Source organism: Chitinophaga sp. W3I9 (assembly GCF_050434025.1).
Lineage (GTDB): Bacteria > Bacteroidota > Bacteroidia > Chitinophagales > Chitinophagaceae > Chitinophaga.
On record NZ_JBNPWC010000001.1, the window covers coordinates 6686204 to 6707348 of the forward strand.

At 49.4% G+C, this 21145-nt stretch carries 12 protein-coding genes; 6 read left to right on the top strand and 6 right to left on the bottom strand.

Going from position 1 to position 21145, the window contains the following annotated elements:
• Positions 1 to 2 precede the first annotated feature (2 nt).
• The 6 genes from QFZ51_RS27105 to QFZ51_RS27130 form a co-directional block, all read right to left on the bottom strand.
• Entirely contained in the window at positions 3 to 2477 is a 2475-nt protein-coding gene (locus QFZ51_RS27105) for a hypothetical protein (RefSeq protein ID WP_429050555.1), read from the bottom strand.
• Between the two features lie 8 nt (positions 2478 to 2485).
• Positions 2486 to 4174, bottom strand: coding sequence for a RagB/SusD family nutrient uptake outer membrane protein (locus tag QFZ51_RS27110; RefSeq protein ID WP_429050556.1), 1689 nt, complete (start codon positions 4172 to 4174; stop codon positions 2486 to 2488).
• 11 nt (positions 4175 to 4185) lie between these two features.
• Entirely contained in the window at positions 4186 to 7515 is a 3330-nt protein-coding gene (locus tag QFZ51_RS27115) for a TonB-dependent receptor (RefSeq protein ID WP_429050557.1), read from the bottom strand.
• Between the two features lie 320 nt (positions 7516 to 7835).
• Positions 7836 to 9005, bottom strand: a complete 1170-nt coding sequence (locus QFZ51_RS27120; RefSeq protein WP_429050558.1) for a FecR family protein — start codon at positions 9003 to 9005, stop codon at positions 7836 to 7838.
• An 85-nt stretch (positions 9006 to 9090) separates the two neighbouring features.
• The gene (locus QFZ51_RS27125) at positions 9091 to 9693 is read right to left on the bottom strand and encodes an RNA polymerase sigma factor (RefSeq protein ID WP_429050559.1); all 603 of its coding nucleotides are present in this window, start codon (positions 9691 to 9693) and stop codon (positions 9091 to 9093) included.
• A gap of 130 nt (positions 9694 to 9823) precedes the next feature.
• Positions 9824 to 10600, bottom strand: a complete 777-nt coding sequence (locus tag QFZ51_RS27130) for a 3-keto-disaccharide hydrolase (RefSeq protein WP_370908123.1) — start codon at positions 10598 to 10600, stop codon at positions 9824 to 9826.
• A 187-nt stretch (positions 10601 to 10787) separates the two neighbouring features.
• Between QFZ51_RS27130 and QFZ51_RS27135 the strand changes: the two genes are divergently transcribed.
• The 6 genes from QFZ51_RS27135 to QFZ51_RS27160 all read left to right on the top strand — a co-directional run bounded on the left by QFZ51_RS27135 (position 10788) and on the right by QFZ51_RS27160 (position 21142).
• Complete coding sequence (locus tag QFZ51_RS27135) at positions 10788 to 12365, top strand: tetratricopeptide repeat protein (RefSeq protein ID WP_429050560.1); 1578 nt, start codon at positions 10788 to 10790, stop codon at positions 12363 to 12365.
• 238 nt (positions 12366 to 12603) lie between these two features.
• Positions 12604 to 15366 carry a TonB-dependent receptor domain-containing protein gene (locus QFZ51_RS27140; RefSeq protein WP_429050561.1) on the top strand — a complete coding sequence of 921 codons (2763 nt, stop codon included), beginning with the start codon at positions 12604 to 12606 and terminating at the stop codon, positions 15364 to 15366.
• Between the two features lie 23 nt (positions 15367 to 15389).
• Complete coding sequence (locus tag QFZ51_RS27145) at positions 15390 to 16655, top strand: hypothetical protein (protein ID WP_429050562.1); 1266 nt, start codon at positions 15390 to 15392, stop codon at positions 16653 to 16655.
• 18 nt (positions 16656 to 16673) lie between these two features.
• On the top strand, positions 16674 to 17759 hold the full coding sequence (locus QFZ51_RS27150; RefSeq protein WP_429050563.1) for a phytase: 1086 nt from the start codon (positions 16674 to 16676) through the stop codon (positions 17757 to 17759).
• Between the two features lie 10 nt (positions 17760 to 17769).
• Positions 17770 to 19338 carry a purple acid phosphatase family protein gene (locus QFZ51_RS27155; protein ID WP_429050564.1) on the top strand — a complete coding sequence of 523 codons (1569 nt, stop codon included), beginning with the start codon at positions 17770 to 17772 and terminating at the stop codon, positions 19336 to 19338.
• Positions 19325 to 21142: a cytochrome-c peroxidase gene (locus QFZ51_RS27160; RefSeq protein WP_429050565.1), complete on the top strand. Its 1818-nt coding sequence runs from the start codon at positions 19325 to 19327 to the stop codon at positions 21140 to 21142. Before QFZ51_RS27155 ends, QFZ51_RS27160 begins: the two co-directional genes overlap by 14 nt.
• Positions 21143 to 21145 lie beyond the last annotated feature (3 nt).

Here is a 21145-nt window from a genome sequence, read left to right on the forward strand (position 1 = left end):
CCTTATTTATATTCCAGCCATGCAGTAGCGTGGCAGTTTTTATTGCTGGTAAAACGGATCCATCGTGCTTCGAAGCCATCGGGGAACTGCCAGTTCAGCGTTTCTCCGGGGGCAACCGTAATGGTTTTATACTTCATCCAGGCGCCATTGCCCACCGGGTCGATGTCCAGGGTAAATTCAACCGGCGCGGCAGCATCATGCGATAATTGCAGTTGCCGCTGTGAATAAAAACCAATCAGGTAAGGATCTGATGCCTTGCCTGCTTCCACCGCCTCATCTTTCCACGGACCGCCGCGGCCCACCGGCCGGCCCAGCTGCCAGAGATCATCGATAGCGCCTGCCCATACCATCGCTTTTTTATCTTCCGATACAATGATATGTTCGCCGGCTTTGGTACCGGGAGCAATGCCTGTCATTACCAGCATACCGCGGTAAGCGGCGTAGTCGTTGATCCGGAAAGGATGCGATGCTACCGGTCGTATTTTCGCGTAGCCGTCGGCGTTTTCCGCAGGCAATTCATAGAAGGTGCCCATACAATTAAACAGGTCCCTTTCTGTTGACACCTCGCGGCAAATGCGCAGAGCGGCTTTCCCGGTAAGCCCGGCGAAGGCTTCGTCGCCTAATGGCAACCGCCATCTGCGGCCTTTGTCGTCTACAATCAATACAGCGCCGGCTTCCACTGTCACCGCCTGTTGCGGGATGGCGAATTTCTGCCGGATAAAGTCCGCCGTTTTAGGATCGTCTTTTTTTACCAGGTCCATATTAGCATCCAGTTCGTAATAGCCTTCCACTGTAGCGTCGCCATTTTTATACGACTGTGCCAGTATACCAAGTGCGCGGCGATCGTTACCTAAACCATATAATAATCCGCCGTTGGAAACGGCATCGGTTACTTTGCTTAGTCCGCTAAAAATAGCCGCCGGGGCTGTTTTGCGGGCATCAATGGCAGCATAAAAGAAATGCGCGGTGGCAACTACCGGTTGTGCGGCAGTGATGCGGATCCATTCTCCCGGCATATCTTCCGGGAAAATAATGTCACCGGTTTGCCCGGGCGCTACGGTTACTTTTTGCGCAACACTCCAGTTGCCGTCGCCTTTATCTGTTTCCAGCGTGAACTCCACGGCACGTTTGTCGTTGTGGGTGATGCGCGCGATGCGGTGAGGCCAGCCGGCAAAAAGGAAAGGCTCGGAAGGCAGTGAGGGTGTTACGGCTTCATTCAGCCATACGGCGCCTTCGGCGGTGTTGGGTCCCAGCGCATCGGGTTGTTGCAGGGAGGTAAACCAGAGATTGGAATTTGATTGTCCGGGTCCTTCAATACTTCCTTTGGCGGTACGCTTGTTGAGAAATTCTTTTTGTGCGGCATCGTCACAACCAAACACCAGTTGATCGTGCCAGCGGGTGAAGTCGCCGATCACTTTCAGGTAGGCACTACGGGGACGGATACCCGCAGTATGCCCGGTAGAAAACTGTCCGGGGAAATGCCAGAACAGGCCGTGCATGGTCATGAGGTAATCCGGTTTATTGTTGGCGCCGATATCGCGGATACGCGGCCATTCGGTGTTCCAGCCATGTGCGCCGTCGTAGCTGTGACTGGCCTTTGGCAACCGGAAAAAGCTCCATTTGCCCTGGTCGCGCAATCCGAGTAACACCGATTTATGATCCCAGCCCGTTGCCCATATGGGATCTGTGGCCGGATTTTTATTTCCGGAGATACCGCCCGGGCCGGTGATTTCCGTGAACTGGTTCCGGCGCACCACTTTCCAGTCCTTCCCATTCCATTCCGATAACGATCCGGCTTCAATATCAAACTGGGTCAATGCTTTGGGCCCGGGTTCCCCGTTGTTGGAATAGATCATTACGCCCTGCCCCGAATACAGGCCTTTACCATGCGCTCCCGGCAACAAGGCGGAAGGTGAGTTGGCGGTAGTGTCTGCGCCTTTTTTGTTTTTTACATTTCCATCTTCATATAATAAAGTAGGCTGAAGGGTTTTTACATCTACTTCATAAAAACCTTCTTCCATAGTGCCATAGTAAATTTTGCCGGCGGGATCTGTAAGATGCCTGGCGTTACCGGTATGCCGTCCGGGCATTGCCGTATAAGGGATGACGCGTACCTGGCCGTTTTCTCCAATCGCATATGGCCCTATGAACAACTGGTGGCTTTCCGGGTGGATCATGCGGTTGGCTGGTGTGCCGCCAATGCTTTCGCTGCGTACCACCTGTTTCAGGTCGGGGGTTATTTCATATAGTTTATCAGATGAACCAAAAGGCAGGTGCGGGCCATAAGTAATTACCCACAGTTTCCCCGCCCACGGCACTACTGCACCGGTACCGCATTCTCCTTCCTTGTTATACATCGCCAGTTGCGGGTAAATACCGCTGAACGATCGCGGCGCCGCTGCTTTTTCACTTTTACAGGCAGCTCCCAATATACCGATGGTTATTAATACTGCTGCCAATCTATTTCTTTGTGTCATGTGCTGGCTTAATAATTTGGGTTCTGGGTGAGGTGACTGGTCAATACTTCTGTAGATGGAATAGGCCACAGGTATTGGCGCGTGGCATCAAACTTTCGCACGGTGATCTGTTTTACCAGACCGGCATTATACATCGCGGTAAAATCTGCTATACCATCTTCATCGATAGCCGGCGTTTGCGGGAAGAACCATAATCCAGGCTGCACTATTTTTGTGCGCAGGTCCGCGGGTTCCAGCAAACCATAGTTTGCTTTGTTCAGCACTTTTTCTGCCAGCTTCCAGCGGATGATATCCATGTAGCGGATGCCTTCCAGCGCAAACTCCATTCTTCTTTCCGTACGGATAATTTTACGCAGGGCAGACTGATCTGCCGTAGTCACCGCAGGATACCCGCTGGTATTGGTGTACACGGTACCATAGGCGCGTGCCCTTACTTTGTTAATAGCATCGCGCACCAGCTGATCTGTTTCTCCCAGCTCTGTTTTGGCTTCTGCATATATCAGCAATACATCTGCAAAACGGATCACGATATTATCCGGTTCTGATTTCCAGGAGTTGAGGAGCCAGTCGCCGTCAATTCCTTTTTTCCATAACAACCCGTTGAACGATGCGTACTGTGCAATGGTGCGGGTATCTTTATTTTCTACGTATTTATTGTCTGATACGGATCTTACTTTCAGGGAGTCCGGGTGCGGCTGGAAAATATACCCCAGGTGCGGTGTCTGGAACTCCACGATGGTGGCGGCACAGCGCGGATCGCGGTTATCAAACGGGCGGCGGGGATTAAATAAAGGGGATTCATCTACCGGTAATCCATCTTTACATAAAAAACTGCAAAAGAGATCCCATGACGGATCTTTGGCAGCCCAGCCACCGGCGTTACGCGATACATAATTCTGGCAATCGTCGAAAGTAACTTTTAAGGTCACGGATCTTGGCAGGCCAAAAACTGTTTCGGTGGAGTTTTTTGTCTTCGACAGGAACAAGTTACCAAAATTATCGTGCAATTTATATACATCGAGATCGATACATGCTTTAGCGGCGTCGCGTGCAACGGCCCAGTCGCCCATATACAGGGCAATACGCGCTTTCATGGCCAGGGCAGCGCCTTTGGTGGCACGTTTCAATTCCGATGTACCGTAAGTGGTTTTCAAGGTAGCGGCAGCGGCATCAAAATCTTCATAGATCTTTTTCAGCACCGTGGCTTTGTCTGTTTGCTTCAGCTGCAATGCCTGGTCGATATCGAGCATGGAATCGGTGTAAATAATATTTCCGTAATGCGATAACAAACGGGAATACATACACGCTCTTACAAAGCGGGCCTCTGCGGTGTAGTTGTTGATCTGGTCGGCCGACAACACCTTATCGGCGCGGGAAATGCTTTGCAGGATGTTGTTGGCGCGGGCAACGGCTTTGTAGGTATCTGTCCACCACTTCTTTACAAAATCAGTTTGCCCATTGATGGTAGCGCCGGTAATAGCGGTAGTAACGTCGCGGTAGATCCAGTCGTCGGTCCACTCATCGTCGTCCTTCATCCAGAAATTGATTTTATACAATCCGTTGAGCGACATTTCAATTTCTTCCGCATTGGAATTCCAGGTTTCACTGGAGCCGTCGGACAGCGGGTTCAGATCCAGGCTGCCGCAGGCGCTGAAGAAAAAACAAGTGATGCCGGCTATGAGAATAAGTTGCTTCATGTTCGTGGAATTTAGAATTTAACAGATGCGCCAATAACATAACTGGTGGTAATAGGATAGCCCAGCGAAGGTTGTTCAGGATCCCAGCCTTTAGGGAAATTATGCACCGATAAAAGATCGCTAACGCTGCCGTATATACGAACACCTTGTATGCGGATCTTCTTTACCCAGTCGTTAGGCATGGAATACCCCACACTGATATTTTTCAGGCGGAAATAGGCGCCGTTGATCAGCCAGAAATCGGACATGGCGTAGTTATTGCCTGCGGAAGTATTGCTGTAACGCGGATACCGGACTGCTTTGTTCTGTTCCGGCGTATTATATTTGCTCCAGGAATTGCCATCGAGGATAGCCGGGAAATTGCCGAAATTTTCCATGAGGGGCCGTACCATATCCACAGTAAGCCTGGAGTTTTGTTTGCCTACGCCCTGGAATACGATACCCAGATCCCAGTTGCGGAACCCACCCTGCAAATTGATGCCATATTGGTAGCGGGGCAACGAACCACCCAGTAATACGCGGTCGTATTCGGGGGATATTTTGCCATCGGGTACGCCATTCGGACCGCTCACATCGCGGTAGCGGATATCGCCGGGCCTCACATTGGCATTGAGCTTGGCCGATTTATCTACTTCATCTTGTGTCTGGTAAATTCCATCAGATAAATAACCATACCATTCGTTAAATTCACTGCCTTGTCTTTTTATAGAATCTCCGAGGAACTGTGTACCACCCAGGTCGCCCATTTTTGATACAAAGTCTGCTACGTTCACGGATACACTATAAGTGAAATCACCGATGCGATCGTTCCAGCCCAGTTGCGCTTCCCAGCCGGTTGTAAACATTTTACCGGTATTCTGGTAAGGATTGTCGAAACCAATGTAATCAGGGATTTCCAGCTCCAGCAGGATATCGTCTGTTGTCTTCTTAAAATAATCACCGGTGAAACGTAACCTGTTATTGAGGAAGTTTACATCAGCGCCGAGATCCCATGAGTGGGTGGTTTCCCAGGAAATATCACGGATCGCATATTGCCACTGTGCGGCAGATTGCGCGGATACGGCGTTGTTGCCTTTATAGAACAGGGAGTTATTTTCAAAGCGCAGCAATGCCTGGTAAGGGTAGTTACCGATACGTTCGTTACCCAGCGAGCCCCAGGAAGCACGGAGCTTTGCAAAGGATAACCAGGGCGCCGTGGATTTCATAAATTTCTCTTCTGATATTACCCAGCCGGCAGAAAAAGAGGGGAAAGAACCCCAGCGGTAGCCTGCAGCAAAACGGGAAGACGCATCATAGCGGATATTACCCTGGAACAGGTATTTGTCTTTATAGCTATAAGTAACCCTTCCAAACCAGGAGCGGTAAGCATTTTCATATGCGCCGCCGCTGTTGTCGCGGAACTCCAGTGGTCCCAGGTTGAGATAGGGATAGTTGCTGAGGATATATTGGCCACGGGAAGCGCCCAGATCTTCATTGAACGCCTTATAAAATTCATATCCGCCCATCAGGCTGAAGCTGTGGTCTTTGATCTGTTTACTATAATTGGCAATAAACTGGGTGGTATAGCGGTAGTTATCGTTGCGGACTTCTTCCAGTTTGGTTTCCGTAGCGCCTTCAATATATCCCGAAATGATGTTGGGATTGTTGAAAGACGTATACGGCACTTTGCGGGTAAATTTCTTTCCTTTATCGAAGTTAATAAAAGGCGATACGACACCGGAAATTTTCAATCCTTCTATGGGTGTAAAATCGATGCCCACCTTTCCGCCAAGCTGGTTATACCAGTTGTTGTTAAAGCCGCCATACTTTGTTTGCACGTATATATTCGCGCCGTCTTTTCCCGCGCCGATGCGGCCGTCGGACCACATGGCCGCGTAAATAGGCGGCATGATACCCATCTTGTACATTGGGTCAACGACGGGTTGTTTAACGATAGTGCGTTTGTAATTCACGTCCACGCTGGCGGTGAGGTATTTATTGATGACGATGTCGTTATTGATACGTGTGGTGAGGCGGTCGTACGAGCGGTCGTCGTACAGTGCGCCGATTTTATCATATACCAGTGAAACCCTGGAGCGCAGTGCCTTCCCGGCGCCGGCAATGCTGAGTGCATGGGTTTCGCGGGGTGCGCTGTTGTTGAGGATCATGCCTCTAAAATCAGTATCCGGATATTGATCCGGATTTTGTGCATGCAATGTGGCGTAGTTATCCACAATATCTTTGGTATAGGTAGGATATTCGTTGGCGTTATTACCATTATCGTTCCACCGCAGCTCATTGGTAAGTTGCATATAGCGTACGGCATTGGCATAATCCGGCAATTTGGTAGGCTTTTCCACCCCGTATTCATAGCTGTAGTTCAGGTCCAGCTGCCCGCTCTTTGCGCGTTTGGTGGTGACCAGGATCACGCCGGCGGCGGCCCTGGAGCCATAAATAGAAGCAGAGGCGGCGTCTTTCAATACCGAAATATTATCGATATCATTTGGGTTGATGGAGTTGATATCATCTATGGGTACGCCATCGAGGATGATGAGCGGTGTGGCGCCGGCATCAGAAATGGTGGTGATCCCTCTTACGCGGATCTGCGCCACGGCGCCTGGTGCGTTGTTGGTACGGGTAACCATTACGCCCGGCACAGCGCCCTGGAGTGCCTGCGATACCTGCGTGGTTTTGCGGGAAGCGATGGCATCGCCTTTCACGGTAGACACAGCGCCGGTGAGGTCACTTTTCTTCATGGTGCCATAGCCGATTACCACCAGTTCGTCGAGTGCGGTGTTGGCGGCTTTGGTAAGGCGAACGTCCAGCTTATACTGCCCATTCACGGTGATCTCTTCTTTATTAAACCCGATGTAGGAAAAAACGATCACGGCGCCATCGCTGATATTGGAAAGCCGGTATTCGCCCGTTTCGCTGGTCACAACGGCGTTGCTGGTTCCTTTCTGCAATACCGTAACGCCGGGCAGCGGTGTATTGGAATCGTCGGTAACCCGGCCGGTGATGGTCATTTGCGGGATCATCAATTTCAGGAGGGGCGGAAGTGTGAGCGGCGGCCGCTGCTTCCTTACTGAAATAGTTCTGTCCAGGATGGTAAAAGTCATCCCCTGGTCTTTCAGGGCAGCATTCAGCACTACCGCCAGCGGCGCGTTTTCCACGGAGAGGGTCACCGGCTTGCTGTTTTGCAGCAGCTGGTTGTCGTAGAACACCACGTATCCCGTTTGTTTTTTGATGGCGGCAAAAACTGCTTTGAGTGATACCGACTTACCGGAAAAACTGACCGTTTGCGAAAGGCCGGCGGCACTTACGTTCAGGAGCAGTAATGTGAACACAATCGTTAACTTCATAGCTAACAGCATTTTGGTTGAGCATAGCGTGCGATGCCAGGAAACCCTGCTGCCTGTCCGGGAAATAACGCTCCGGGTAATAGCAACAGCTGTCCGGCTGCAAAGAGCGATACAATTAATTTGCATACATTTGCATTGTTTGGTTGAATGAATAAGGAGTCTTCGCCGACTTTTTTGTTTCTGTTATCCAGACGCCGCCGGAAATGTTATCAGCGTTTCCGGCTTTATTATGCATAACAGGTGAGGATACATAAACTACAGGAGCTTATGCAGTGGAATTTGTGTTTCTTAGTTTAATAGTGAATCAGTAACGTGGTTTTTTATTTCAATACAATAATATTTTTCCCCTCTATCTTAAATTTCACCCCATTTTCTTCCAGTATTCCCAACACTTCCGTTAAGGGCAAAGAGCGTTGCATACCGCCGCCAAAGCTCTTTTCAGGAACAGGTCCTTCATAAGTCACTTTAACGTCGTACCACTTCTCTATTTGCCGCATTACGGCAGGCATATCTGCGTCGGTAAACTGGAAGAACCCGTTTTTCCAGGCGATGATTTCATCGGTATCTATATTTTCAGTAACGTGTAATACTTCATCTTTGCCTACCCTCGCCTGCATGCGCGGGTGGAGTACGGTGCTGTTGCTGCCGGCAGTTACGCTTACGGCGCCATCTACCAGCGTGGTGCGGACAGCCGGTTCCTCCGTATAGGCATTTACGTTAAATCGTGTACCCAGTACCGTTATAGCGGTATTGCCGGCTGCCACCCGGAAAGGCATATTGGCATTGGCGGTTACCTCGAAATAGGCTTCCCCTTTCACGGTTACTTTTCTTTCCTTACCGGTAAATGCGGCAGGATAAGTAATCGCAGAAGCGGCGTTCAACCAAACCTGTGTGCCATCCGGTAAGGTAAGGTGGTATTGACCGCCCCGCGGGGTGGTCATTGTATTATACATGGCCTCGCCGTTGCCGTTGCCCACATAAGCCAGTTCGCCGTTGGCCTGTTTGATGATCTTTACGGCGCCCTGCCGGCCAAGTAATCCGTTGCCGGCGCTGTCCAGCGCAATCACGCTGCCATCGGCCAGGGTGAGCATGGCGCGGTTGCTGCCCGGCATCACTTCATTTTTATATCGTTGTTGTTTGCTTTCTGCTACCGGCGATGGCGACCGCTGATGCTGCCATGCCCATACGCCTATGCCACCCAGTAGAAGGATACTGGCAGCTGCCCACCATATTTTATAATACCGGGTACGCGCCTGCATCACGGGTACCTCCGGCGCACGGCCAAACATGGCTGACACAATGCGGTCCGACATTTCATCCGGCATCATGATCAGCGGCACATGTGATGCCCAGGCTTCTCCCAATACGGCTTCCAGCACGGTATCATCCGTTTGCCGGTCGATCCATGCCGCCAGCTCCAGCTTTTCTGCCGGTGTACAGGTATTATCAAAATAGCGTGTTGCCAGGTAGCTGATCCTTGCTGAAGTCATGCGGTGTTTTTACATTAATGCGGAATCTGTCGTATTATAGACACCCGGGCGGAAGGATATAACTAGTGTCCCTGAAAATATTTTTTCAGCAGAAGCCATCGATGATCATCAGGAGGCAGGAAGCGCTGGTAATGGAATGCAGGTGCGGGCCCAGCTGCTGGCGGATGGTGCGCAGGGCGGCAATCATATGATTATTAACGGTAGACGGGGAAATATTAAGCTGCCGGGCAATTTCTTCATGTTTCAGTCCCTGTTCCCGGCTCAGGGTATACACCAGTTTTTGTTTTGGGGGAAGATGATCCAGCGCGTATTGTAACTTTTCCCTCACCTCGCGGACACTCAGGTTATCCGCGGCATCGGCGGGGGCGGCATCCTTGATCGTCCTGGTGAGTTCAGCCAGGATCAGTGTTTCTTTCGCCATCCGGCGGAACGCATTCAGTGCCTGGTGTTGGGCCATCCGGTAAACATACCCGCCAAACTGTTCAATGTTCACCAGGTTTTCACGGTCCTTCCACAATTTCAGGAATACGTCCTGTATTACGTCTTCCGTCATTTCGGGAGATTCCGTTAAGCGCAGCAGGAAGCTGTACAACTTATGCCTGTACAGGAAAAAGAGTTGGGTAAACGCCTCCTCATGGCCTTCGGCAGCCCTTTGCAACAATTTCTTTTCAATGTTTACGTGCTCCATGGAACCGGATAAAGTGGAATAGTTTTACATAACGTCGTTGTATTAAAAGTAAAGAAAATGATGGAACGGGGAGAAAAAAATAAAAAAGGGCTGTCGTTTCCGGCAGCCCTCTCCTGTAAATTCGTTTTTGTTACTGTAATTCTCTTACCCAGATATTCCGGAAGCTGAGCGGCTCACTCTTATCGCCATGTGCCTGCAGCTTGATTGGGCTGGCGCCATGCGCCTGGCGGTAAGATGCCTGACCAATGTATTGGGTAGGGCCTTTCAGCTCATAGCCATTCTGTACCACTACGCCGTTAAAAGTTACGGTTACTTTTGCGGGAGATACCAACGCGCCATCTGCACCAAATACGGGCGCTGTCCAGATTACATCATACGTATTCCACTCCCCTGGCTTCAGGGTAGGGTTAGCCAGTGGCACGGACTGCTTGTAAATGCTGCCGGCCTGGCCATTGGTATACGTTTTATTGTTATAGGAGTCCAGCACCTGCAATTCATAACCGGCATCCCCTTTACCAATGGAGGCAAGGAAAACGCCGCTGTTGCCCCTGCCCTGACCAGTACCGGTGATATTGGCGGGAACGCGCCACTCGATATGTAACTGGTAGTTCTTAAAGGACTTCTTTGTTTCAATATTTCCTGACTTTTTGTTCACCGTCAGAATGCCTTTGTTCACCAGCCATTCTGCAGGTTTCTCCCGGTCGTCGGTCATTACCCACTGATCCAGGTTGCTGCCATCGAACAGGATGATCGCATCCGAAGGCGCTTCACCACATTTTTTTCCGGGTTTTACCTCCGGCGGCACCGGGGTATATACTTCTGTATCTTCAGGTTTTGCTTTCTCCTGGGCATTGGCGGCGCCAATTCCTCCGGCCAGCAGCATGGTAACTAAGATTCTCTTTTTCATAATCAATATTTAACTGGAACTAATTTATGGGTCAAAAAATGTAACCGGCGGCACAATAATATATAAAATAGTATCGGTAAGCAAGCATTTTTATGTCAGCGGCAGCCCGTTTGGTAACATACAGTTAACACTAAAAAACATTCTTTGCGGATTGATTACACTTAATTAATACGTGCTGTCATTACAAATGAAACGTTTTCTTCAGTTTATCGTAGTATGCTTATCTGTCTTCCCGGTAACCGCCACCTCTGCACAGGACACCCTGCAAATGCAGCTGGCAGCCGCAGGAAAGCTGAGCCAGGAATCACCGGATGCCGCCTTTCTTGCCCTGCGCAAAATGCACGATGCAGCTATCAGTAACAAAGATGAAGCCACTGCCGGCAAATGCCTCCGCCAGATGGGAAAAATCTGCTTTACCCTGGGGCACTACGCCAAATCGCTGGAATACTACCAGCAGGCGGCCACTCTTTTTACCGTCACCGGCCATAAAGCCGCCGAAGCGGCTGTACTCAATGATATGGGCCAGCTCTATTATCGCAATATTAATAAGCCAGGCGCCAAAAAGCAGTACGATAAAGCCCTTCAGCTGTACCGGCAGGTAAATGATCCCGCCGGCATTGCCGCCACCTATGGCCACATTGGTCACTACTACGAAAAACAGCAACAATACGACAGCGCCCGGTATTTCCAGGAACTGGCGCTGACACAATACCAGCGCGCACGCGACACGTTCGGCATGGCCGGCATCTACGAAAACCTGGGCACCATTTATGAAGACCTCGAAAAATACGATACCGCCCTCTCCTCCTTCCGCATGGCCCTGCAACTCTTTGAGGCAAGCCACGAACGGGTAGCCGGCATAGAAGTATTAAATAATATAGGTGATGTGCTCCGGAAAACCGGCGATGTAAAAAACAGCCTGCCTTATTCCAGAGCAGCACTCGCCCTGGCACAGCAAACCAATAACAAGTACCAGGAAGCCGCGGCCTGTAAAGACATTGCCAAAGCGTTTAATCTCCTCGGACGGAACGACAGCGCCTTTTATTATATGGAGTACAGCCGCAAATGCTTGCTCGACATCTACTCTGCCCAAAACAACCAGCAGATGAATTTCCTCCAGATCCTGTACGATACCAATAAAAAGAACGACGAAATCCTCCAGCTGGAAAACAGCCATAAAATAAACCGCATCATTTATACGGCGGTAGTCATTGTAGTGGCATTACTCATCCTCCTTTGCCTGCTTACCATTTCCCGCCAGAAGCTGAAGATCAGCCAGGCCCAGACCGTATCTGAACGGAATGCCGAAATAAACCGCGTGCAGAAAGACCAGCTGGAACTGAAAAGCAGGCAGCTGGCCACCCATACGCTGGACGTGATCCAACGGAACCAGTTCCTAGATGAACTGCGGAATACCCTCTCAGAGATGGTACAGGAAGATAAACGCGACCAGAAAAAACAACTGCAGCAACTGGTGCTGAAAATTAACCAGACCGTCAATCACGAGAAACAATGGAAAGAATTCACCGGCATCTTTGAACAGGTACACCAGGTGTTTTTTGATAAACTCAATGCGTTGCACAGCGATCTTACCAACAACGATATCAAATTACTGGCGCTCCATAAAATGAATATGGACTCAAAAGATATGGCTACCATTCTTGGTATTTCACCCGACAGTTTACGGGTGGCAAGATACCGTCTCCGAAAAAAATTAAACATTCCGGAAGGCGATACGCTCAACACTTTTGTGCAAAGCCTGTGAAGCATAACCTTCCGGTAACGTTGCGGTAACATAATGGTAATGGCGATTCCTGTTACAAATAAACACCTAACTACCAACAACTTACATCTTGTTTGTATACGCTGATCACGCTTTGTTTACGGTGTTGTTAACGCTGTTTACGTTTTGCTTACGCTGCTTTCTTGCATTTTTTTTTGGAGCAGCCCACATTTGCGATGCCATTCGCCACTAACACGAACGGCATCAAATTCACCAAAAGATGAAGACACTTTTAACAACGCTTTTATGTCTGCTGCTGAGCGTCACATTTGCCAGCGCCGGCAGTCTGAAAGGACATGTGTACGATCAGAAAACGGGCGAACCGCTGGTAGGCGTCACCGTTGTAATGGACCAAACCAAACTGGTAGCCCTCACGGGGCTTGATGGTTCCTTTGAATTTAAAAAGATCACCGCAGGAAAATTCACTCTGCACATTTCCCATCTTACCTACAAAACATTAACAAAAGAAGTTACCGTACAGGAAAGTGACAACCCCGCGCTCAACATCTACCTCAGTGAACGCAGCAGCAAAAACCTGAGTGAAGTAGTAATTGCCGGCGGCACCAAAGCCTCCTCTGAAAACACCGCCCGCAAACTGGAACAGAAATCCGTCCAGGTGATGAACGTAGTATCCGGTCAGGCAATAGAAGTATCACCCGACCTCACTGTGGCCAACGTGATCCAGCGCGTTTCGGGTATCTCCATAGAACGCAGCAGCAACGGCGACGGGCAATACGCCATTCTCCGTGGTATGGACAAAAGATATAACTACACACTTATCAACGGGGTGAAAATACCAAGCCCGGATAATAAATACCGCTACGTGCCGCTGGACATCTTCCCGTCGGAATTGCTGGACCGCCTCGAGGTATATAAATCCTTAACCCCCAACATGGAGGCTGACGCCGTAGGCGGCGTAGTGAACATGGTAATGAAAGACGCCCCCGGGAAACTGTCGCTCAACGCCAACGTAGCCACCGGCTACAGCCAGATGGTGCTGGATAAAGGCTTTACTTCCTTTGACGCCGGCAACATACAATCCAAATCACCTTACGAAGCGCACGGTAAAAGCTACAATGCCACTCCCGCAGATTTTGCCACCGGCACACTTGATTATAAAAACAAAAGCTTCGCCCCCAACCTGGTAGCAGGATTATCTGTTGGCCAGCGTTTCCTGCACAATAAACTGGGTGTGATCCTCGCCGGCAGTTTCCAGAACACCTATCGCGGTACTACCAGCACATTCTATAAGAATGATATGGATACGGGGCATTACTCTGTGCTTACCAGTATGCAAAACAGGCAGTACAGCGAACAACAGCAGCGCAGTGGTATTCACGGGAAGATCGACTATGTGTTCAATGAAAATAATAAGCTGTCGCTTTACAACGCCTATATGAACCTGCAAAGTTTCCAAACAAGGGAAGGTATTACCACCAACTTCTCTGATGGCGTATTTGATCCTGCAGCCGGCAATGCACAGCTGACGTTTGAAAACCGCTCCAGGAAAACCACCCAGCAGATCTACAATTCCACCTTGCATGGCGATCACCATATCATTCCGGGTAAATTAAAGTTGCAGTGGTCTGCCGTGTTTTCTTCTGCCAAAAATGAAGTGCCGGACAATACTACCATCGCATTAAACGGGGTAAGGAACAACTTCCAGGACACACGCACCACTATTGAAAACAACGGTACCTCCCGTCGCTGGGAACGTAATACAGACAATGATCTCGCGGGCTACCTCGATCTTACGTACACTGCCAGGATAGCCGGGACCAAAGTAGATTTCTCCGCAGGTGGCCTGTACCGCGACAAACAACGCAGCAGCTTCTTTAACAACTATACCTTCCGACCTGCGAATATCAATGCAGTATATGGCAAAGATTTTACCAGCTATACAGACATTGTATGGGAGATCCAGAATCCCGGAGGCGCAGTAGGCAACCCGCTTACTTACGACGCATCCGAAAAAACGACGTCAGTATATGGTATGTTTAAATTCGAAGTAGCTGAACTGGAAATAACCGGTGGTGCACGCATAGAGCATACCGACCAGGGTTATCATATGTTTTTTCCACAGGGAGAAGACCGCCCCACGGGCAACCAGGTATATACCGATGTATTGCCAAGCCTGAACCTGAAATACGAGTTATCTAAACACCAGAACTTACGCGGTTCCTACTTCCGCTCACTGAACCGTCCCGGTTTCTTTGAAATTGTTCCTTCCAAAATTATACTGGAAGACTACCAGGAACGCGGTAACCCGGACCTGAAGCGCGCTATCGCGGACAACTTCGACCTGCGTTATGAACTGTTCCCGAAACGCTCCGACCAATTGCTGGTAGGTGTATTCTACAAAAGGATCCAGGACCCGATTGAAAATACCATCCGCGCAGATGCCACCCGCCCGCAGGATCAGTATTATTCTGCCGGTAACTTTGGTACCGCCCGTAACTACGGCCTGGAAATAGATTATATCAAATTTTTCAGTAAGATAGGATTCAAAGCGAACTACACTTATACACATTCTTCTATCACCACTTCTAAAAGCGTGAGGATCCGGGATGACAAAGGCGATGTTGAGACCATCGCTGTGGATCAGACCCGCCCTTTATACGGACAGTCGGAACACATCGGTAACCTTTCCGTGCTGTACAAAGACATTCAGTATGGATGGGATGCACAGCTGGCCGGCGCTTACACCGGTCCGCGTATCAACACTGTTTCCCAGTACATCGATAATGATCTGTGGCAGAAAGGATTTATACAAATGGATCTTTCTGTAGAAAAAAGGTTCAGAAACAACTTCAGCATCTTCGTTAAAGCAGGTAACCTGCTGAACACTCCAACAGAAATATTTATCAAAGGAACAGATCCTGCCAATACCAATATGCCCGGACAGGGAAAGGCCAATGAAACCCTGATCAGGAAAGAATATTATAAACAAACCTACCTGCTCGGCGTACGTTACAAGTTATAAACTCATTCTAAAATATTCATCTCATGAAATATAAAAATATTCTCTTTTACGCTGCATTGATACTGACTATTGTCGCCGGCTGTAAAAAAGCAAACAGCGATGTAGACCTCAGCGAAGGCATCATTGGCTCCGGCACTGTTCACGGCGATGTATGGGGCATCTGGCCCAAAGGCAGTATTCAACGTGTTTCCGGCGATATCACCGTTCCTGAAGGCAAAACGCTGGTGATTGAAGAAGGCGTGCTGGTAATTATGGATACGCTTGTGAAACCCGAAGTAATTGTAAAAGGAAACCTGTATTCCATGGGAACACCTGAACAACCAGTGCGGTTTACCATTGAAGAAAACTACCGCACCGACAGCCGCAAGTTTGGTAAACAATGGGGCGGTATCCTCGCGGCTAAATCCTGTGCAGAGCTATTGTTAGACAATACCATCCTTGAATACGGCGGTGCTGTCACCACCGAATCATCTACCTCTGTAAAACTGGGTTTGTATAAAGCTGTGAGCGGCGAAGCGCTGCCCGCGCTATGGTACAGTAGTGTGAATGGCAAGCTGGTTGTTAATAACTGTATCTTCCGCAATTTTAATGAAGACTGCACCTATATTGAAGGCGGTAAGATCATCTTCTCCAATAATAAATTCTATACTACCGGTATTACCGGCGGAGAGGGTATTAACATCAAATCCGGCTGCATCGCGGATGTAAGTTATAATCTCTTCTACTCTACCAATACCAACGCCCTTAAGTTATCCAATTCCGGTGAGCGCACGCCACAGGCGCACGTGATTGCCTATAACAACACCATGCTCAACACCGGCTGGAGAAGGCCTACTGTAAAAGGCGGCTCCGTTTGGGTAGAGGCCACAGTATTCGTGGAACTGCACAATAACCTGTTTGCCAACACACGTTTTGGTATTAAGAGAGATACTAAAAAAGTAGAGGACAGTCGCTCGGTGATCAGCAACAATCTTTATTACGGATTTAATCAAACTACGGTAGATCAGTTCCAGCCCGCGAAAGATATTGTTAGCGGCGCCAACGACGTTATTGGTGCCAAAGCCGGTGAGAATGACCCGAAATTTGTAAATTACCCGCTAAGCACACCAATGGATAGCCCAAACTTTAACACCAGCTGGGACTTTCATTTACAGGCCGGTTCGCCCGCGCTGGGCAAGGGTACCACTGCTTTTACCCGTAACTTCCCGAATGGTCTGGAGCTGAATGGGAATAACTATGCTTCTCCCGCTCCTTCCTCTTTTATTGGTGCATTTAGCACTAAAAACTAAAACAGCGATCTCACAGTAATGACTACACGCAATATATTATTTTCCGCAGCAGTTCTACCCGGACTGCTGTGTTTTCTTGCCTGCGCAAGACCGGCGAGCCGGGCTAACGGGCAGGTATATACGGATACTGCCATTATTCAGCCGGCGATCATCACCGAACCTGTAAAGTTTGATTCAGATGATCCGGCGATCTGGGTAAACCCGCAAAATCCCGCGCAGAGCCTGGTGATAGGCACTGATAAATCGGCCCAGGGCGCCCTGTATGTGTTTGACCTCGAAGGGAAGATCAAACAGATAGTACCCAACCTGCAACGCCCCAATAATGTGGACATCGCATATGGGTTGCTCCTCAACGGAAAACGTATAGACTATGCCGTTACCACAGAACGCATCACGCATAAACTCCGCTTCTATTCATTACCAGACATGCAGCCCATCGATGATGGCGGCATCCCGGCATTTGAAGGCGAAACCGGCACACAGTTCCGTGATCTTATGGGGGTGGCTGTTTACACTAATAAAAAGAACGAACACTATGTTATCGCAGGCCGTAAAACCGGCCCGCAGGATGGGACCTATTTATGGCAATACCGTATCTCTGATAACGGTGCAGGAAAAATAAAAGCCACGCTGGTACGTAAGTTTGGCCACTACAGTGGCAAAAAGGAAATAGAAGCTATAGCGGTAGATAACCAAGCCGGTTATGTTTATTATTCGGATGAACAGTACGGCGTACGGCAATATTACGCTGATCCCGAAAAAGGTAATGAAGAATTAACAGTTTTCGGTACCACCGGTTTTACAGAAGATCATGAAGGCATCTCCATTTATAAAACGTCTTCCACCAAAGGATATATCCTGGTATCTGACCAGGGTGCCAACAAATTTCATATCTTCAACAGAGCAGGAACAACACATATGTTGCTGAAAACAGTGAAAGTAAGCGCCAGCCACAGCGATGGCTCTGATATGGTAAATGTGCCACTGAACAATACTTTCAAACATGGATTATTTGTAGTGATGAGCGACGACCGGACCTTCCATTATTATCGCTGGGAAGATATCGCCGGTAAAGAGCTGGAATCAGCGCCAACAAAAAAATAGTGTCCCATATATGAAATCTATCTTTCTCGCTTCCCTGTGCCTGTTGGCCGGTTTAGGCCCGGTGCAGGCACAGGATGCTGCTGTTAAAAAAGACCCCATCGCTGCAAAGCTGATCCGTGGTCCTTACCTGCAGGCAGCAGGTACACAGCAGATGCTGATCCGCTGGCGCACCGATGCATCTGCCCGCAGCCGTGTGAAATACGGCACCGCTCCGGATAAGCTGGATCAGCAGGCAGACGATGCCAACCTGGTAACAGAACATAAAGTATTGCTTACCCACCTGCAGCCCAACACCCGCTACTATTATTCCATTGGCGGCTATAAGGAGGTATTGCAGGGCAACACAGACAATTACTTTATGACCCTGCCCGAAGCCGGTAAAACAGACCTGTACCGCATTGCAGCATTGGGCGATTGCGGCGACGGCTCTCCCAACCAGCAACTGGTAAAGGAACAACTGGTAAAATACATCGGCAGCAATTACCTGAATGCATGGATATTATTAGGCGATAATGCTTATCCCAACGGCACCGATGCGGAATATCAAAGCAAGTTTTTTAATGTTTATAAAGATGACCTGCTGAAGAAATATCCCCTGTTCCCGGCGCCCGGCAATCATGACTACCATGATACCGATATCTCTGCCGCTGCCGCGCAGCAGTCGCACCAAACAAACTACTACCAGAACTTCTCCATGCCATCTGAAGGAGAATCCGGCGGATCACCTTCCCACTCGGCTTCGTTCTATTCCTTTGATATCGGGAACATTCACTTCCTGTCGCTGGACAGCTACGGCAAAGAAGACAGCGCCTACCGCCTGTACGACACCACCGGTCCGCAGGTTACCTGGATAAAGAAAGACCTCGCCGAAAATAAAAATAAAGGCTGGGTTATTGCCTACTGGCACCATCCGCCGTATACTATGGGCTCCCATAATTCCGATGAAGAAGATGAACTGGTACACATCCGGGAAAACTTTATCCGGATACTGGAGCGCAACGGGGTAGACCTGGTGCTGAACGGGCATAGTCATGATTACGAAAGATCCAGGATGATCAAGGGGCACTACGGCCCGGCTAACAGCTTTGATCCTGCCAAACATAACGTGAGCAACTCTTCCGGCCGGTACGATGGCGGCAGCAATTCCGCACCATACATCAAGGACAGCATCCATACCACCGGTACTGTATACGTAGTGAGCGGCTCCGCCGGTAAGCTGGGCGGCAAACAAACCGTTTACCCGCATAATGCCATGTATTTTGCAGATGCAGAACACGGCGGCTCCAGCATTCTTGAAATACAGGACAACCGCCTCGACCTGAAATGGATCTGCGCAGATGGCACCATCCGCGACCAGTTTTCCATGATGAAAAATGTAAACCGGAATACCAATATCCGTATCAAAAAAGGCGAAGCAGCAACATTAACCGCGTCGTTCATTGGTACTTATAAATGGAATAACCGTAAAGACACTACGCGGAGTATTACCGTAACTCCCACGGCTTCCACCACAAAATATACCGTAGTGGATGCATACAATAATGTAAAAGATACTTTCACCGTATATGTATCGAAATAAGGTCATCTGGCTGTTATTCAGCCTGCTGGTAGCTTATAGCTTTACACCATCCACGGATGACCGCGGTGTTACCCATACCATTGCCATTTTCAGGGAGGGCGCCAACGGATTTTCGGCGGCTTCCCTGGAACTGGAACAGGCCATACAGGCAATTGATAAAGATGATCCGGCCAGCCTTATGGCTGCCAAAGAAGCGCTGAAAAAATGCCGCTTACAATACAAAAGGATCGAGTTTTTTCTTGATTACTTTTTCTTCTCTTCTTCCATGGTGTATAACCGCCCGGCCAAAACGGAAATAGATGAACCGTACATGGAATACCAGGCGCCATCAGGGTTACAGCAGATAGCGGTACTGTTGTTTGAGAACGATCCTTTCTCCCGGAAAAAAGAACTGGTAACAGAAGCGCTGGTAATCCGCACTGCCGCCACCGATCTTACATCGCTGCTCTACCAGTTTACTACCAGCGACAAAGCCATTATGGAAAGTATACGGCTCGAACTGGTACGCCTATACGCAGGAGGCATCACCGGTTACGATGCACCGGAATTAAAAACAGGCATTGCAGAAACCGCGCAATCGATGCGAACTATCCAGGCAGTGATGGAACCCTGGCTCAGCAGCTCTTCTCCCGAAACAAAATCCGTAGCCCATTACCTCACCCTTTGTATACAATACCTGGAAACGCATCCGGGTTTCGATGACTTTAACCGGCTGGAATTCCTCACCACCTGCGGTTTGCCCCTGCAGGAGAGCACCGGCGCACTGATACGCGCTTTACAGCTGGACCAGCACACCCGCAGCGCGCTAAACTATAACGCTCCAAACCTTTTCAGTAAAAACGCCATAGACCTCAAAGCTTTTACTAACGGCGCCGTATATACGGAAAATGAAAAGGCACTGGGAAAACGACTATTCTTCGAAAAGGCACTCTCCGGGAACAACACCCGCCATTGTGGTACCTGTCACCGCCCGGAATTATACTTCAGCGACGGACTCCGCACCAGCAGGACGCTGGATGATAAAGCCGTGGTAAGAAGAAATGCGCCGGGCCTCACCTATACCGCATTCCAATATGCGCAGTTCTGGGATGGAAGAGCGGGTACCTTATCAAAACAAATACTCACCGTGATCAGCAACCCGCAGGAAATGAACGGCCATCCTGCCGTGATCGTCAGCCGGTTAAAAGACAGCGCGCATTACCGCGAAGCCTTTGCGGCAGCCTTCCCGGAAGACAGTACCGCTGTTACCATGCCCCACCTGGCCACCGCCATTGCTGCTTACCTCAGCACCCTCGCTCCTATGAACAGCGCAATGGATGAATATTTTGCCGGCAACAAAAACGCCATGACACCCGCGCAGATCCGGGGTTTCAACTTATTCACCGGGAAAGCGCAATGCGCTACCTGTCACTTTGCCCCGCTGTTCAACGGTCTAACGCCGCCCTTATACCAGTTCACGGAATTTGAAAACCTCGGCATGCCTGCCAACGATGATCTCCAGCATCCGCGACGCGATACGGATGCCGGCAGGTTTGAATTTTTCCCGATTGCTTATTATCAGCGAGCCTTCAAAACGCCCACCGTACGCAACAGCGCTATGACCGCTCCCTACATGCATAATGGCGCATTCCGGGATCTTGAAAAAGTAATGGAATTTTATAATGCCGGCGGCGGCAATGGAGTGGGAATGACTGATCCTTATCAAACGCTTTCTTCCACGCCGCTGAATCTCCGGGAAGCGGAGATTAAGGACCTGATAGCGTTTATTCATGCGTTGACGGATAAGATGGAAACCCGAAGATAATAT

What these genes read in the sequence shown, in the direction of transcription:
- QFZ51_RS27105 (WP_429050555.1), bottom strand. Translation starts at nt 2,477, where the DNA reads ATGACACAAAGAAATAGATTGGCAGCAGTATTAATAACCATCGGTATA.
- QFZ51_RS27110 (WP_429050556.1), bottom strand. Translation starts at nt 4,174, where the DNA reads ATGAAGCAACTTATTCTCATAGCCGGCATCACTTGTTTTTTCTTCAGC.
- QFZ51_RS27115 (WP_429050557.1), bottom strand. Translation starts at nt 7,515, where the DNA reads ATGAAGTTAACGATTGTGTTCACATTACTGCTCCTGAACGTAAGTGCC.
- QFZ51_RS27120 (WP_429050558.1), bottom strand. Translation starts at nt 9,005, where the DNA reads ATGACTTCAGCAAGGATCAGCTACCTGGCAACACGCTATTTTGATAAT.
- QFZ51_RS27125 (WP_429050559.1), bottom strand. Translation starts at nt 9,693, where the DNA reads ATGGAGCACGTAAACATTGAAAAGAAATTGTTGCAAAGGGCTGCCGAA.
- QFZ51_RS27130 (WP_370908123.1), bottom strand. Translation starts at nt 10,600, where the DNA reads ATGAAAAAGAGAATCTTAGTTACCATGCTGCTGGCCGGAGGAATTGGC.
- QFZ51_RS27135 (WP_429050560.1), top strand. Translation starts at nt 10,788, where the DNA reads ATGAAACGTTTTCTTCAGTTTATCGTAGTATGCTTATCTGTCTTCCCG.
- QFZ51_RS27140 (WP_429050561.1), top strand. Translation starts at nt 12,604, where the DNA reads ATGAAGACACTTTTAACAACGCTTTTATGTCTGCTGCTGAGCGTCACA.
- QFZ51_RS27145 (WP_429050562.1), top strand. Translation starts at nt 15,390, where the DNA reads ATGAAATATAAAAATATTCTCTTTTACGCTGCATTGATACTGACTATT.
- QFZ51_RS27150 (WP_429050563.1), top strand. Translation starts at nt 16,674, where the DNA reads ATGACTACACGCAATATATTATTTTCCGCAGCAGTTCTACCCGGACTG.
- QFZ51_RS27155 (WP_429050564.1), top strand. Translation starts at nt 17,770, where the DNA reads ATGAAATCTATCTTTCTCGCTTCCCTGTGCCTGTTGGCCGGTTTAGGC.
- QFZ51_RS27160 (WP_429050565.1), top strand. Translation starts at nt 19,325, where the DNA reads ATGTATCGAAATAAGGTCATCTGGCTGTTATTCAGCCTGCTGGTAGCT.